The sequence below is a fragment of the Candidatus Binatia bacterium genome (assembly GCA_023150935.1).
Taxonomy (GTDB): Bacteria; Desulfobacterota; Binatia; order HRBIN30; family HRBIN30; genus JAKLJW01.
Genome location: JAKLJW010000030.1, coordinates 15,600 through 31,183, shown reverse-complemented (window position 1 = coordinate 31,183; position 15,584 = coordinate 15,600). Strand labels below are relative to the sequence as shown.

General features: G+C 67.0%; 13 protein-coding genes and 1 pseudogene. 6 read left to right on the top strand and 8 right to left on the bottom strand.

All coding sequences use genetic code 11. From position 1 onward, the window contains the following. Window positions 1-280 precede the first annotated feature (280 nt). The 5 genes and pseudogenes from L6Q96_16520 to rimO all read right to left on the bottom strand — a co-directional run bounded on the left by L6Q96_16520 (window position 281) and on the right by rimO (window position 4,248). Window positions 281-1,027: a 7-carboxy-7-deazaguanine synthase QueE gene (locus tag L6Q96_16520; protein ID MCK6556160.1), complete on the bottom strand. Its 747-nt coding sequence runs from the start codon at window positions 1,025-1,027 to the stop codon at window positions 281-283. A gap of 25 nt (window positions 1,028-1,052) precedes the next feature. Then, window positions 1,053-1,403 (bottom strand): hypothetical protein, encoded by a 351-nt coding sequence (locus tag L6Q96_16515; GenBank protein MCK6556159.1) that lies wholly within the window; start codon window positions 1,401-1,403, stop codon window positions 1,053-1,055. A 339-nt stretch (window positions 1,404-1,742) separates the two neighbouring features. Further along, window positions 1,743-2,339 (bottom strand): annotated as a pseudogene (locus tag L6Q96_16510) (glycerate-2-kinase family protein). An 88-nt stretch (window positions 2,340-2,427) separates the two neighbouring features. Then, complete coding sequence (locus tag L6Q96_16505; GenBank protein ID MCK6556158.1) at window positions 2,428-2,853, bottom strand: TraR/DksA family transcriptional regulator; 426 nt, start codon at window positions 2,851-2,853, stop codon at window positions 2,428-2,430. A 9-nt stretch (window positions 2,854-2,862) separates the two neighbouring features. Beyond that, window positions 2,863-4,248, bottom strand: coding sequence for a 30S ribosomal protein S12 methylthiotransferase RimO (gene rimO / locus L6Q96_16500; protein ID MCK6556157.1), 1,386 nt, complete (start codon window positions 4,246-4,248; stop codon window positions 2,863-2,865). Between the two features lie 115 nt (window positions 4,249-4,363). Here rimO and L6Q96_16495 point away from each other — a divergent pair, with 115 nt between their 5' ends. Then, entirely contained in the window at window positions 4,364-6,091 is a 1,728-nt protein-coding gene (locus L6Q96_16495) for a thiamine pyrophosphate-binding protein (GenBank protein MCK6556156.1), read from the top strand. Window positions 6,092-6,172: 81 nt separating this feature from the next. On the opposite strand, the gene L6Q96_16490 is transcribed toward L6Q96_16495, so the two are convergent. From L6Q96_16490 to L6Q96_16480, 3 genes are read right to left on the bottom strand one after another with little or no spacing between them, the layout of a single operon-like run. Next, window positions 6,173-7,195 carry a hypothetical protein gene (locus tag L6Q96_16490; protein ID MCK6556155.1) on the bottom strand — a complete coding sequence of 341 codons (1,023 nt, stop codon included), beginning with the start codon at window positions 7,193-7,195 and terminating at the stop codon, window positions 6,173-6,175. A gap of 6 nt (window positions 7,196-7,201) precedes the next feature. Beyond that, window positions 7,202-8,194, bottom strand: coding sequence for a sigma-70 family RNA polymerase sigma factor (locus tag L6Q96_16485; GenBank protein ID MCK6556154.1), 993 nt, complete (start codon window positions 8,192-8,194; stop codon window positions 7,202-7,204). A gap of 60 nt (window positions 8,195-8,254) precedes the next feature. Next, window positions 8,255-9,565 carry an FAD-dependent oxidoreductase gene (locus L6Q96_16480; protein ID MCK6556153.1) on the bottom strand — a complete coding sequence of 437 codons (1,311 nt, stop codon included), beginning with the start codon at window positions 9,563-9,565 and terminating at the stop codon, window positions 8,255-8,257. 213 nt (window positions 9,566-9,778) lie between these two features. Between L6Q96_16480 and L6Q96_16475 the strand changes: the two genes are divergently transcribed. The 5 genes from L6Q96_16475 to L6Q96_16455 all read left to right on the top strand — a co-directional run bounded on the left by L6Q96_16475 (window position 9,779) and on the right by L6Q96_16455 (window position 15,558). Beyond that, window positions 9,779-10,387 carry a glutathione S-transferase family protein gene (locus L6Q96_16475; protein ID MCK6556152.1) on the top strand — a complete coding sequence of 203 codons (609 nt, stop codon included), beginning with the start codon at window positions 9,779-9,781 and terminating at the stop codon, window positions 10,385-10,387. 121 nt (window positions 10,388-10,508) lie between these two features. Continuing rightward, on the top strand, window positions 10,509-11,750 hold the full coding sequence (locus L6Q96_16470; protein ID MCK6556151.1) for a family 1 glycosylhydrolase: 1,242 nt from the start codon (window positions 10,509-10,511) through the stop codon (window positions 11,748-11,750). Between the two features lie 414 nt (window positions 11,751-12,164). After that, on the top strand, window positions 12,165-12,842 hold the full coding sequence (locus L6Q96_16465; GenBank protein MCK6556150.1) for a TetR/AcrR family transcriptional regulator: 678 nt from the start codon (window positions 12,165-12,167) through the stop codon (window positions 12,840-12,842). Window positions 12,843-12,854: 12 nt separating this feature from the next. After that, a complete protein-coding gene (locus L6Q96_16460) occupies window positions 12,855-13,874 on the top strand; it encodes a class I SAM-dependent methyltransferase (protein MCK6556149.1) in 1,020 nt (339 codons plus the stop codon). Window positions 13,875-14,079: 205 nt separating this feature from the next. Further along, window positions 14,080-15,558, top strand: coding sequence for an FAD-binding oxidoreductase (locus L6Q96_16455; protein MCK6556148.1), 1,479 nt, complete (start codon window positions 14,080-14,082; stop codon window positions 15,556-15,558). Window positions 15,559-15,584: the final 26 nt, after the last annotated feature.

Below are 15,584 nucleotides of genomic sequence, written 5' to 3'. Positions count from 1 at the left end.
TACACAGAGCCTCGTCGGCATGTCAAGAAAAATAACTCCACCGGCGTGGTCCTCTCTTCGCAGTTGCCGGTGCGCTCGCGGGCGAGCGCAGCTCGTCCCGCCCGGTCGCTCTTACCGCCGAATATTACTCAGCATTTGCTCCCCGCCGCGCAATCGATGGAGGTCCGCTCGAGGACCGCCATGACTGCCGCACACCCCTGGCGCCAGCGCTCCACGCGGTCTGCCGGCGCCCGGCGCGAAGCTCGAGCGGTCGCGAAACGCCGTCCCGAACCGGGAGAACCTACCGTACTCCGAGCAGCTTGTGAGTTTGGGGCAGTACGCGTACCGCCGGCACAATCGCATGGATCGACGCATGAAACGCCGCAAGACGTCCTGGATCGATCGTCGGTCGATTCTCTCCGTCGAGAATCGGCTGCAGAAACACCTCTATCGGCCGGCCGGCATCGCGAATCAGGTGTGCGGCTCGGATGACATCTTCGTCTGCTGTCGAAGCATCGACCGGGATCTTGACGTATACCTCGCGTCGACTCGCCAGCTCGATGAATTCCGCGTGCTCGCCCCAGAATGCGCGTTCGCCGGTGTTCGAGGGCAGTTTCATGTCCATGCTCACGATGTCAACGAGCCCCAACACTTCTTTTAGTCGCCGCGGCAGCACGCCGCTGGTTTCGAGCAGCACGGGGACCGGCAGCCTCGCCGTTTTCAGAAAAGCGGCGAGGAAGTCCGTCTGGGTGAGAGGTTCGCCGCCCGTGACCGCCACTGCCGCCACCGGCGCCTCGGACGCCAGCAGGTCGGTCACAATGGATGCGAGGTCCGCCGGCGCAGCCGGATTTGGGTGCCGTACGGCGGTGCCGTCGCCGCGATAAACGGTGAACTCCGGACCCCGTTCCAGGCTGGCCGGTGTGTCGCAATAGACGCACCGCAAGTTGCAGCCGCCGAAGCGTACGAATAGGTGACGCCGCCCCACGTGGGCACCCTCGCCTTGGAAGGAGACGAAAATCTCGCTGATGTAGCCCTGAGCGACGGCCATGAACTCACGACTCCGGGGCGAGAAATCAGACCTGGAACCGGGGCGGGGAAGGGCATTCCAGGCAGGCAGGACCGGCGGGCAACAGGGCAATCTTGATATCCATGACATTGGTTCCCGTGGGCCCGGTGATCAGCAAGTCGTCCAGGGCGGCGAAAAACGTGTGCGAGTCGTTGTTTGCCAACGCCGTCGTCGGTTCGAGGCCACGGGCCCGTGCCCGTTCCAGCGATGTGCCGTCGACATATGCCCCAGCTACCGGCGTCGGGCCGTCGATACCGTCGGTGCCCGCGCTCAGTACCGTCACCGGCCGTCCCGCCAGCGTTTCGATTAGGGCCAGCGCAAATTCCTGATTGCGCCCGCCCCGCCCGGTACCCCGCACCCGCACCGTCGTCTCGCCCCCGGCAAGCAGGCACAGGGGACGCGCCCGCGGGCGCCCGAGGCGTTCCAGGATTCGGTCGCCAAAAACCTCCGCCGCGGCCGTCGTATCGCCGACCATGACCTCGGGGTCCACGTCCGCATCCCATCCGTCCGCCCGGGCGGCGCGCAATGCCCCGTCCAGGGCAGTTCGGTTAGAACCTATGACCGTGTTGACCGCACGCGCCGCCGCGGCGTCGTCGGGCTTGAGCGATTCCTCCGCCTGTCCAGCGACTCCGCGCCGAAGCAGGTCGGCTACTGCAAGCGGAACCCGATCCACGACACCGTACCGATTCAGTATCGCCAGCGCTTCGGCAAACGTCGTCCGATCGGGTGCGGCGGGCCCTGACCCGATGGTACTCGGGTCATCGCCGGGAACGTCCGACAGCAGCACCGCCGCCACTGGCAACACGGTCTGCCTCAGTAAACCGCCGCCCTTCACGGCCGACAGATGCTTGCGCACCGCGCTGACCTCGCCAATGTTGGCACCGCACTCGAGGAGTGCCCGGGTCGTCGCGATCTTATCGTCGAGGGTCAGCGGCGGGCGCGGGCTGACCAGCAGACTCGATGCGCCCCCGCTGACAAGGCACAGCACTGCGCCGTTGCTAGCCGCGCTCAGGCAGTCGATTATCCTCCGTGTTGCCGCCAGCCCGCGCCGGTCCGGTAACGGATGGCCGGCTTCTTCGGTCGCGATGACCTGCAGCGGAACGGCGCAGCCGTCCGCAGTGACAACCCGCCCGCGCAGGCCGGCCGTTCCGAGGGTCAGTTCGCACCCGGCAGCCATGCGGGCGGCCGCTTTGCCGGCTCCGATGACCGCGGTCGGTCCTGTCCACCTGGTCAACTCGCGGCCGTCAACCTCCAGGTGAACGGTCTCGCCCTCGCGCCGCAGGCAGCGCGCCACCAGCCGGGTCGGGTCAACCGCCGCCACCGCGGCGTCGAAGATGCCCCGTGCAGTCGCCCTGAGGTGCTGGTTCGATTTCAACCGTGCGTCAGGTGTTTTCTTCGTCGACGTCGGTCGTCCCGAGTTTACGGTACGTGCGGTCGTCTTCGTACCGGCGTTGGGTCTTCATTTCTTTTTCGTGTTCGGCCTGGCAACTTACGCACAGCCGGGTGAAGGGCAGGGCGTTGAGACGACCCGGCGTGATCTCCATTTCGCAACTCTCGCAAATGCCGTAGGTGCCCTCCTGGACGCGTTCGAGAGCGTCTTGAATGGCCTGTACCTTGTCGCGGTCGCGGTCGGTCAGAATGAAACTTATCTCCCGGTCGCGCTCTTCGCTGGCCAGGTCGTAAGTATCCATACCCTCTTCCTTGCTGCCTTCCCGCCCCTGCTTGAGATCTTCGGAAATCTCGCGCAGGACCTGGCGGCGCATGGCAAGGAGTTTTTCCTGGGCTTGTTTCAACACGGCCTTGCGCATCGTCTGTCCTTATGAAGGCCGCGGAAGATAAAGAGATTGATCACCCATGTCAATGCCGCTTTTCGCCTGGTCGGTTACTCTGCCGGCGAGGTCGTAAGTGCCCGCTCCGGTCACCGCCACTTTGACGATTGCGCCGGCCGGTGCCCGGCCTCCCGCGAGGTAGACGACCCCGTCGATCTCCGGGGCTTGCGTGGGCAACCGGCCGTACGTCCGCCCCTGCTCGTCGTCTCCGCAAACCAGTACCGATTGCACGCTCCCTACCAGACTGCGGTTCAACTCCCGGGCGACTCCGGCTTGCGTCCGCATCAGCCGGTCGTACCGCCGCCGCGCCACCGCTGCGGGAACCTGATCGGGCAGGGCGGCCGCGGCAGTGCCTTCCTCGCGCGAGTATCGAAACACACCCACCCGCGCGCACCGCGCCTCCCGCACGAACTCGAGAAGTGCGTCGAAGTCGGCCTCGGTCTCGCCCGGGAAGCCGACAATGAACGCGGTGCGTATCGCCACCCCGGGAAGCCGCCCTCGGATACGCCGCAGCAGGGCGCGCACGGCCGCACCGTCTCGCTCGCGACGCATGCGCCGCAGTACCGAGTCGCTCACGTGCTGCAAGGGCATGTCGATGTATGGACACACTTTGTCCTCGGTCGCGATCGTGTCGAGCAGCTCTGCGGTGATGTAACGGGGGTAGTTGTACAGCAGTCGGATCCAGCGCAGCCCCTCGATGCGGCACAGGGCACGCAGTAACCGGGCCAGTGTCGTACCGTCCCCGCGGTCGCGTCCGTAAGCAGTCAGGTCCTGGGCAATGAGGTTCAACTCGACGACGCCGTCGTCGGCCAGTGCCGTGGCTTCGGCCACCACGGCCTCAAGCGGGCGGCTTTCGTGCCGTCCGCGAATCTTCGGGATGATGCAGAAGCTGCACCGGTGATCGCAACCCTCGGACACCTTTAGATAGGCACTGAAGAACTGTCCTGTCCGTACCCGCGGAACCGTCAGGTCGGGCAACACATGGGCCGCGCCGCCATACGCACTGGCGTCGGGGAAGCGCGCTCCCGCCAGCAACTCCGGCAGCCGAGTGAAGTCGCCCGTGCCGAGGAATGCGTCGACTTCGGGCATTGCCGCCTGCAACTCGCTGCCGTAACGCTGCACCAGACATCCGCTCACCACCAGCCGTTTTTCCGGGGCCTCACGCTTCAGGCGTGCCAGCTCCAGAACCGCGTCGATCGACTCGCGCTTCGCGTCGCCGATGAATCCGCAGGTGTTGACGATGAGGACGTCGGCCGCCGCCGGGTCGAGAACCACTTCGCCGCCGTCTCTGGCCACGAGACCGAGCATGACCTCGCTGTCGACCAGGTTCTTGGGGCACCCCAGGCTCTGGAGGTAGACCTTCTTCTTTGTCATGGCGCGGTGAAGTGCGGATGGTAATTGCGGCCCGCGGCTCGCGCAAGGACGCGCGGGCAGACCGCCACGGCAACTCGGTTGACTCTGCGGGCGTGAGGGTTCATGGGAGAGGGCTATGGCAAAGATCACCGTAGGCGAATTACTCGTCCGCTGCCTCAAGGCTGAGGGCGTCGACTTCATGGCCGGTATCATCGACGGTGCCCACATCCCGATCGTCGTGCACACGCCGAAGTACGGCATCCGCTACGTCAACACTCACCACGAAGAAGCTGCCGCTCACATTGCCGAGGGGTATGCCCGGGTCGCGCGGCGCGCCGCAGTGGTCATCGGCAACCCGGCGTGCGGTGCCGGCAACATGCTCGCCGGCGTGGTCAGCGCGCACGGCGAAGGCCATCCCATCGTCGCCATTGCCGCCACCCGTTCGCGGATGAAAACCGACCCCAACCGCGGCGGGGCGTGGCAGGCCGCCGACACCGAAAGCATGGCCCGTCCGATCACCAAGTACGCCGCCACCATTCGACAGTGGGAACGCGTCCCGGAAATGGTGCGTGCGGCTTTCCGCGCGGCGATGACCGGCCGTCCGGGACCGGCGTTTCTCGCTATCGCCGACGAAGTCCTGCTGGAGCAGATCGACGAAGATAAGCTGCCGCCGATCTATCCCGCCGAGCGCTATCGCGTCACGCACATGGGCGCCGGCGACCCGGCGGCGATCGCGCGGGCGGCCGAACTGCTCGCCGGGGCGAAACGTCCATACATCCATGCCGGCAAGGGTGCGCACTGGGCCGACGCCGGCGCCGAGGTCACGGCGCTGGGCGAATACCTTGGCGCTCCCATCAGCACCAGCATGGGCGGACGCGGCGTGATTCCGGAAGACCACCCTCAGTTCTTTCACCCGTTCGACATGAACGGTGCCGGCATGGCCCGTCGCGAGGCCGACGTGGTCCTTGTCGTTGGTTGCCGGCTCGGCGAATACGACGCCTGGGGACTCCCGCCGGTCTGGGGAGACCCGGCGCGGCAGAAGACCATTCAGATCGATGCCGACCCGATGTCGATCGGCATCAACCGGCCCGTCGACCTCGCCATCGTCGCCGACGCCAAAGCGGCAACCGCCGCCCTGCTGGCCGCCGTGCGAAAGCAGACGAAACCTCGCAGCGAAGTTCCCGGCCTTGCCGACTACCGCGCGAAGAGCGCCGAGACGATGGTGCATGGCATGGCCTATCTCGGCGAGTCCGGCTCGACGGGAGTCAATCCCGGCCACATGGTCATGGGTGTGCGCCAGTTCTTTCCGCCCGATACCGTCACCGTGCTCGACGGCGGCAACACGACGTTGATCAGCGTCGCTTTCCATCCCATTCTGAAGCCCAACAGCTTCATATACTCGGTGAAGATGGGCTACCTGGGCACCGGTCTGCCCATGGCCATCGGCGCCAAACTTGCCGCTCCGGATCGCCCCGTGTGCCTGATCACCGGCGACGGTGCCATGGGCTTCAACGCCATGGAACTCGAAACCGCCGCCCGCGAGCGCGTACCGATTGTCGTGCTCGTAGCCGTCGACGACGCCTGGGGCATGGAAAAGACCGCCTTTGTCGGAGGGGGCTTCGGCCCCGCCGACTGGGCTGGTCGTGGTATCGAGCTCACCCCGATTCGCTACGACCTGATGGCCCAGAGCCTTGGCTGCCACGGCGAGCGCGTCGACCAGGTCGATCAGCTCCAGCCAGCCCTCGAGCGCGCCGTGAAGTCGGAAAAGCCGGCGGTGATACACGTACAGGTCGATCGCGATCTCAACACCAAACCGCCCGGCTGGGAGCAGTTCCGCAAGGCCAGGGCCGTGCAGGGTTACTGACGGCTCTGCGCCGTGACGGCCCACGGCCCACGGCGGGCGGAGCCCCGGTCGACGATGGCGGGCAGGTCCTGTCCGGTCGCGCTAGACCGCCAGCGGCAGACCGTGTCCGGTAGCGTCGTCGGTGAGGATTTCGAAGGCGGCGCGGTGGTCGGTCGAAAGCCGCTCCGGCGCGGCGCCTCTCGCTTGCCTGTCGGTCACCGTCAGTTCGCACGCGGCCAGCTTGCTGTTCAGGCAGTACTTGGTGCCACCGGGCGGATTGTAGTAACGGAGGCCGACGAACGACGCGCGGGGAGCGGCGATCCGTCCGTCGATGCGCCAGCGTGCCGATTCGGAACGGAACGTCCATTCGAAGTACCGCACGCCGGCCCGCGCCCACAGGGTTTGCGCGAGGCCGTTGAGCGCGATCTCCTCGCCGCAATGGCGTAAGACGATGGGCGTCATCGGCGGCGTCCACAACGGCCCCAACCGCAGCCGCGCGGTGGCCACTTCCAGAAAACTGTCGGGATGGCTGTCGAAGCCGGCCACCTGTCCCCAGGCGTAGTGATCCGTGTGCCGGCTCCCCCAGTTGTGATTCTGGCTGCCGACCCACCCCGCGATTTCCACGGCTCGTCCTTCGACGCCGAGCCTGCCGTCGAACACCGCCAGCGGCTTCCCCACCAGGCTCTTCGCGCGCGGAAGCCGGGCGTCGTAAAGGGCGAGCGGCAGCAGAAACAGCGGCGGCGCCGCACCGCGGAAAGCAAGGTCCCACTCCAGGCTACGGCCGCCACTGCCCACCGCGCCAACCGCTCGGGTGCCATCGAGCCGGCCGCCGTCGATGTCGACCGCCAGGCCGGTCGGGTCGAACTTGCAGGTGCCGAGAGGCACCTCTTTCTTGACCGCGACGTGCCCGCCGGACTCGCCGTCGAAGTAGATCGCCCACAGCTCGCCGAGCGCGTCCGCGGGCCGATCCGCGGGGCTGAAGAGCGTGTAGCGGATCCAGAACGCCAGCGGTCGCGCCGGGTGATTGGCCCTGAGAAAGAAGCTTTCGTAGTGGCCCGCCGACTGCCCCGCCCGGTAGCGAGTGTGATTGGCCTCTCGAACCGCCCGCCGTAATGCCTCGCTCATGGCAGCTCAGACATCCGGTCCTCCGGGCGCCCGCCGCGTCGCCGCGGACCCACCGGCGATTGCCGGCGGCATCGCAGTTAGCTTGCGCGACGCGAGTACGGTGTGGAGCGCGGTAATGCGTCCCTCCCGGTCGATATCGCAGCGGATCACTCCTCGCGGCGCCAGACGCGGCCGATAATGGCCGAAGTCGGCGATAATCGCGGGCAGGCCATTGATCGTTCGCAGGTCGAAGCGAGCTACCGGGCGTTTGCGGTGCAACCCGAGGACGAGGCGCGTGACCCGTTCCCGTCCGATGACCGGGCGGTGACCCGAGGCGTACTCGCCGCCGTCGCTCACGCTGCGCACGTCGTCGGCGAGCAGGGCCTCGATCGACGGCACGTCGTGCGCGGCGACCGCCACCAGGAAGCGCTGTAGCGCGTCTCGGGTGCGCTCCTGCAGGTGTCGCGTCGGTACGCAACGCTCGCGGTCGTACGCCGCCATGGCGCGGCGTGCGCGGTGGTGGGCCGTCTTCACGTTGGCTTCGGACATCCCGAGAGCGTCGGACGTATCGCGCACGGAGTAGTCGAACACGTCCCGCAACAGCAACACTGCGCGTTGCTTCGGGGGCAACGCTTCGAGCGCCAGCAGGAAGGCGAACGACACGCTCTCGATCAATTCGTACCGCCCTTCGGTCGGGCTGCCGGACTCCGGTGGCAGCTCGTATGCAGGCAACGCCCCGGCTTCGTCGGTCTCGATCGGCGACGGTAACCAGTTGCCGCGGTAGCCGTCGCGCCGGCGCCGCCGCAGGCGGTCGCGTGACAGGTTCATCGCCACCCGCACCAGCCACGGGCGCCACGGCTCGCTCGTGCGTGCGGGCGGGGATTCCATCGCCCGTACGAAGGTCTCCTGAACCAGCTCGTCCGCGTCGGCGGCATTGCCGGTCATGCGGTAGCACAGACTCCAGACGAAGCGGCGCTCGGCATCGAACAACGCGGCGTAATCGGCAATCTCACCAGACATGGGCAGTCCGTAAGGGACCTTACTTTGCGCCGAAAGCCGTCGGCTCTCAACCCCGCGTCGCTACGCCGCCGCGGTCGCCGGCTGGCAGTGGCGCACCGCCAGTCGGGCGGCGCGCCGGGCGCTGGCCAGGCTGGCGTCGGCGAGCAGGCCCTCCGGACCCACCCAATCGCCGGCGACGAACAGGTTGTCCGCGCCGGGCACTTCCGGGCCGGGCCTCCCGGCCGTACCGCCACTCGCCGCGGTGGGCAACCAGTTGGCAACCGCCATGTTGGGTAGAAATCGCCGCTCGACCACCGCCTCACGCCAGCCCGGCTGAAGGAGGTCGAGCAAAACCTCGAGATCGCGTTCGTCGGCTTTCACGTCATCCGTGCGCCCGTCGAGGTACTTCGCCACATGAATCAGCGCCCCGCCCGCGGGCGCCAGACGAGCCACGGCGGAGTGCACTGAGAAATACAGCGGTCGATCGATCCCCAGCGCAAAAGTCACGTGTGGACGCGGCAAGCGCGACAACCCCACGTCGAGGCAGGCCGTCCTGACCGGCACGGCAGCCTCGGCCCAGCCCCGTAGCGCGTCCGACCCCGGGCCGGTTACCATCGCGGCGGCAGCATGCGGGGGGCCGGTGATGATGACTGCGTCGGCCAGCACCGTCTCGCCGCCGGCAAGCCGCACGCGGCGGCGCCGGCCGTCGTCCTCCACCGCGTTGACCCGCGCCGCGGTGAGCACGCGCGCGCCGGCCGCCACGGCCACTGCACGCAACCCATCGACCAGCGTCTGCCACCCGTCATCGAGGTAGGAAACGCCGCTTTTCAGCGCCATCTGCATCTGCGCAATGGCCGTTCCGGCGCTCATCCGAGCGGGGTCGTTGGCGTAGCTGGTCAGGCGAATCAACGCCATCGCCAACCGGCGCACTTCGCCGTTATCGATCGTCGATTCGCACCACTTTTCCACCGGCACGCCCTGTAGGGGCTCAGGGTCGATGCCCGCCAGGGCACCCGTAAACCGGGCGGCCTCGAACTTGGCGCCCAGCCCGAATAGACCGGTCGTTACCAGCGAGAAGAACCCACCGGGCAGGGCGTGGGCGACACCTCGATCGACGGCGATTCCACCTGACGCGCGCGGCCCGCCGCCACTATAGGCGACCCCGAGTTCCGCCAGGACGGCCCTGGCATGACCCGCCCGGTACAGCGCGTGCGGCCCGAGGTTGAAGCGAAACGCATCGGTTCCATGGGTGGCTGCCCGCCCGCCCAGCGACGGCGCCCGTTCGCACACGATCGCCGATAAACCGCTCCTTGCCACGTAAGCCGCCGCTGCCAACCCGGCCAGACCACCCCCGACGACCAACACGTCCGCTCGATCCTCAGTCTGTGCCACCTTGGCCTCCTATGCGATTCCAGCTCCGACGTTCTGACCGCTTCACGCCGCAGGCACGCAAAAGGTTACACCCGGCCGGTGCGCCGTATCTCTGGGGTACCCACCGCTCGAAGAAGACGAAGACCCGAGCGGGCAGACGCCCACCGGGCCCTCATTGACTCCCCTTCGTGGCCGTATAATCTCCGGCCATTCTCGAACATGAGGGGTCAACCTATGAAGCTCTACGATTTCGCTCTGGCGCCGAATCCGAAGCGGGTGCGGGTTTACCTTGCCGAGAAGGGTATTCAGGTACCGGTCGAGCAGGTCGACATCATCACGGGACAGAATCGTTCCCCGGAGTTCCTCAAGAAGAACCCGCTCGGCGGCCTGCCGGTGCTCGAACTGGATGACGGGACGGTTCTCACCGAGTCGTTGGCCATCATGGAGTACTTGGAGGAGTTGCACCCCAATCCGCCGATGATCGGCTCCGATCCGCTGGAGCGGGCACGCGTGCGCCGTCTGGAACGGATCGCCGAACTCGGCGTGCTGTGGAACGTCGCCGGCGTCTTCCAGAATACGCACCCGTTCTGGGCGGGACGGCTCAAGCAGTCCGCCGAAGCGGCAGAGAATGCCGTCGGTCGCTTGCGTGCAAACCTGAAAGTTCTCGACGCCGAGATCGGCCAGAAACCGTTTGCGGCCGGCAATCGGCCGACCATTGCCGATTGCACGTTGCTGGCGTCGCTCGACTTCGCCGCCTTTGCCGGCGTCGAGATCGATCCGTCGTTGAAGAACCTCGCGCGCTGGTACGAGAGCTTCAAGCAGCGCCCCAGCGCACAGGCGTAAAGCGCTCGGTTGCGCCGGCCTGCGAGCCGGTCGGCCAAATCGTACGGGGAGAGGGTTTGCGACGGCGGGCTCACCGGCGGCGCGGCTTGCACTGCGCCGGGCAGCGTGGCACGGGTGCTCCATGACGTACACGTTTCCGGAGGGATTCGTCTGGGGCACCGCGACCGCGGCGCACCAGGTGGAGGGCAATAACGTCGGCTGCGATTTCTGGCTGCTCGAACACACGCCGGAGACGCTATTCCGCGAACCTTCCGGCGACGCCTGCGATCATTTCCACCGGTACCCCCAGGACCTGGTGCTGCTCAAGCAGCTCGGCTTCGGCGCTTATCGCTTCTCCATCGAGTGGGCGCGCATCGAGCCTGTCGAGGGTCACTTCTCGCTCGCCGCGCTCGATCACTACCGGCGGATGCTTGCCGGCTGCAAGGAACACGGACTGCAAGCCTGCGTGACCTTCCATCATTTCACTTCGCCGCTGTGGTTTACCGCCGATGGCGGCTGGGAAGACCGCGCCAACGTCGACCGCTTCCTGCGTTTCTGCGAGCGCGCCGTGCGCCATCTGGGCGACCTGATCGATACGGCCTACACGATCAACGAGGCGAACCTGACGGCGACGCTGGCCATCTCCCGGGTCATGCCGCCGGGGGGACTGAAGGCGGTAGCGCCGTTCGTCTCCACCGCCGCCGCAAGGGCCGGGTCGACGCTCGACCGCTTCGGACCGTTTCTGCTCGGCGATCCGCTGAAGCTGCGCGATACGATGCTCGATGCGCACGCCCGCTCCCGAGACGTGCTCAAGTCCGGTCCAGGCGCCTTCCCGGTCGGTGTCACGCTGGCGATGCAGGATTATCAGGCCGTACCCGGTGGCGAGTCTCGGCGCGATGCCGCCAGGGCTGAGACGTTCGATCCGTTCCTCGAATTGGCTCGCGGCGACGATTTCGTCGGCGTACAGACGTACAGCAGGGTGCGGTTCGGCCCCGACGGCGCGCTTGAGCCCGAGGCCGGTGTGCCGACGCTGATCATGGGATACGAGTTCTGGCCCGAGGCGCTTGAAGCGACCATCCGCTACGCCAGCTCCGTAGCCGGCGTGCCGATATACGTGACCGAGAACGGCATCGGCACCACCGACGACGCCCAGCGCATCGAATACGTGCGCCGCGCCCTGCGCGGCGTGGCGCGATGTCTGCGCGACGGCATCGATGTGCGCGGTTACTTCTACTGGTCGCTCATGGACAATTTCGAGTGGCTGTTCGGTTACGGGCCGCAGTTCGGTCTGGTGGCCGTGGATCGGGACACGCAGCGCCGCACGCCGAAGGCGAGCGCCGACTGGATGGGCGCTATTGCCCGCAGCAATACGTTCGAGGAGTGACGGCGCGCGGCCGACGCCCGGCCCGGGTCGATGACTTCCGGAACGCCGACGAGCACCGCTTGACGCCACGCGCCGGCAGTCGCGCCGCCGGCTGACTCCCGTCTGCAAGAGACGCCCGCCCGCGGCGCGGGCCGACCCGCACAACCCCCAGGATCTCTGCACGACAGGCCACGAGGAGGGCTTGCGCGGCATGTCCGGTCGCGAGGCGCGACGCTTTCCCTCGGCCGCACGTCCGCGCACCGGAGCGGCTGCGCATCGCGGCATCGAACTCCCCTGATCGCCCCAGGGAAATCCCCGGCCCCGTCCGAGTCGTCGTTACCGCCGCGGACCGGCACCGAAGAAATCGCTTGCGGCGGGCTTGCAATAAAAAATGAACGCGTATAGAAATGAACGTGTTCAGTTATGGAGCGAGCGATGACATCCACCGCGCCGGCGCCGATGGGACTGCGCGAACGCAACAAGCAGGACAAGCTCGCGCGGATCAAGCGGGCGGCCCGCGATCTGTTTGCGAAGAAGGGCTTCGAGGGTGCCACCGCCCGCGAAATTTGCCGGCGGGCGCGCATCGCCACCGGCACGCTGTTCCTGTACGCCCGCGACAAGCGCGAGTTGCTCTTCCTCGTCTTTCGCGACGAGGCGCGCTCGATGCTGGAGGAGGGTACCGCGCGGGCGCAGTCCGACCTGCCTCTACCGGAGGCGCTGATGGAGGTGTTCGGGCGCTTTCTGGATTTCTACGCCCGTAATCCGGCCCTGGCGACGGTGATCGCCGGCGAGTTCTTCTACCGCACCGGCGAACCCACGGAGATGGTCGCTCTGACCCAGGAGTTCCTTGACCGCATTGGCGGCCTGGTGGAACGCGCAAAGGCCCGCGGCGAGTTGCGGGCGGACGTCGAGACCGCCGATCAGGTTCTCGCCTTCTTTGCCCACTACGCTTTCCACGTCCAGGCCTGGCTGGGTGGCGGCTTGCCCGATCGGCAGCAGACGGACCTGGCGCTGCGGCGCGCGATCGAGCTGCAGATGCAGGGTCTGGCGCCCGCTCCCTCCCGTAATCCGTCGTCGCAAACGCCGAAACGATCCGACCGCAGAGGTCGATAAGGAGGAAGAGTCATGAAAGCACGTACGGCTGTCGAGGTTCTGCGCAAGGGACAATTGCTCCTCCTGTTGCGCGCCATGCGTCTGATGAATCCCTACTACCGCCTAGTGTGGCTGATCGCCGCCTTCCGGGCAGGCTTGCTCAAGCGACTGGCGGCACGACCCGCGACCTTCTCCGATCTGACGCGCGACATGGTCGGCGATCCCAAAGATCAGGACTGGTTGCGCAAGTGGCTCGAGCTCGGGGTCCGCGTCGGCGAACTGCGCTGCACCGACGATCGTTACTCGCTCGGCGGCTTTCTGGCCCGCCATCTCGCCCTGCCCAAGAACGATGCGATCGTTGCCATCCTCGAAGAGGTGGGCACGTTGCACCACCGGCTGATCCTCGAAACGCCCGAACGCCTCGCCCGCGGCGACCGCTTCACGCTCGCCGATCAGGACGGCATTCTGATCGCCCGCTCTTCGCCACTGGTGAGGCCCTTCGTTCATGAAGCCATCGACGAGGTCGTCCCGCGCCGAGGCCCCATGCGCGTGCTCGAAGTGGGAGCCGGCTCCGGCACGTACATTAGATATGCGGCCGAGCGTAACCCCGATCTGACCGCCCTCGGACTCGAACTCCAGGCCGAGGTCGCCGAGTTCGCCAACCGGAATCTGCTGCAGTGGGGTCTGGCCAATCGCGCCCACGTCGACAACCTCGACGTCCGCAAGAAGACCGCCGAGGGAACCTTCGATCTCGTCACCTTTCACAACAACATCTACTACTTTCCGGTCGCCGAACGGGTCGGTTTGCTGCGTCATGCCCGCGCGCTGCTCAAGCCCGGCGGCAAGTTGCTGCTGACGACCACGTGCAGTGGCGGCGGACCGGCTGCCATCGGCCTCGACATCTGGAGCGCCGGTACCGAACGCTGCGGGCGTCTGCCCGCCCCGGAAGAGCTGGTCGATCAGATGCGCGAAGCCGGGTTCGTCGCCGCGCGCAGCCGCGACCTCGTCCCCGGCGATAGCTTCCACGCCTTCTTCGCCACCAACCCGGCGTAGCGGGATGTCGACGACCTCCGCCCCGCCCGGCGAGACCGCCGCTGCAAGCTGCGGTCTCGCCGGTGAAACGGAAGAACATCAATGAAATCGACCCCACCGACGCTCGGGCCGGGCAACTCCCGGTGCCGCCGCTGCCGTCTCCAGGCCCCGCGCAGAGGTCTTTCGGCATCCTGCTAGCCCGACCGCCGCCCGATCGGAGGCATCTATGAATCCCGCCGTGATCCCCCACGACGACCTGACCGATATCGTCGGTCGCGACCGCGTCTTCGACGACCCCAACCTCCTGCGCCGGCTCGCCCGCGACGAGAGCTTCGCCACCCCCACGACTCCGCGCTGCGTGGTGCAGCCGGCTACCCCGGAACAGGTTCAGGAACTGGTGCGCTGGGCCAACCGCACGGCGACGCCGCTGGTGCCTGTCAGTTCCGGGGCGCCTCACTTCCGCGGCGATACGGTGCCCGGCGAGGGCGGAGCCGTAATCGTCGATTTGAGCACCATGAACGCCGTCCTGCGCGTCGATCGCCGCAACCGCGTCGCCATGATCGAGCCGGGGGTGACCTATGGCGAGCTCCTGCCGGCGCTGCGCCGCGAGGGGCTCGCGCCTTACATGCCCCTGCTGCCGCGCCGCACCAAGTCGGTCGTCGGCAGCATGCTCGAACGCGAGCCGATTACCATGGGCCGGCACCAGTGGGACATCCAGGACCCGCTACTCTGCATCGAAGTCATCTTCGGCAACGGCGAGCTGTTCCGCACCGGGTCGGCCGCCGGTCCGGGCACCATCGAAGAACAACGCCAGGCCGGCGGCGCTCAAATGCGCGGCATGGGCCCCGGTCAAACCGACTTGCAGCGTATCGTTCAGGGTGCGCAGGGCACGATGGGCATCGTGACCTGGGCAACGATGAAGTGCCGCTTGCTGCCCACTGTCACCGAGGCGTTTCTGGTCGCCTCGGAGTCGCCCGAGCCGTTGCTGGCGCTGGGACACGAGCTGTTTCGAATCATGCTCGGCGACGATGTGTTCGTCCTGAACGCTCACAACCTCGCCGCCATCCTCACCGACGACGCCGAGAGCCTCCGCCGGTTGCGTGCCGCACTGCCGGCCTGGATCCTCTATTTCGCGGTCGACGGCACCGGCGTCCTGCCGGAGGAACGGATCGCCTATCAGGTCGAGCAGTGGCAGGACCTCGCCCAACGCCTTGGGCTGCGGCCGGTGAAGAATCTCCCCGCTGGCGTGCGCGCGGACCACGTCGCCCGGAGCCTGACGGCGCCGTCGACCGACCCTTACTGGAAGCTGCGCCTTTCGGGAGGATGCGAAGACGTGTTCTTCCTGACCACGCTGGATCGCGCGGCGGCGATGGTGCGTCTGTTCCACGAGCGCGCCGAACGCGCCGGGTATCCCACCCGCGATTTGGGTACGTACGTGCAGCCGACCGTGCAGGGCACGAGTTGCCACTGCGAGTTGAACCTCCCTTACGATCCCGGTGACGGCGCTGCCGCCGGCGCGGTGCGGACTCTGGTCGAGGAGGCGAGTGTCGCCCTGGCGAATGCGGGTGCCTTCTTCTCGCGTCCGTACGGTCGTTGCGCGGATTTCGCCTACCGCCGCGACGCCGTGAGCACCATGGCACTGAAGAAACTCAAGGCGATCTTCGATCCGCAACACGTCATGAACCCCGGCAAGCTCTGCTTTTGAGCGCGTTCGCCGCCGACACGAGGAGA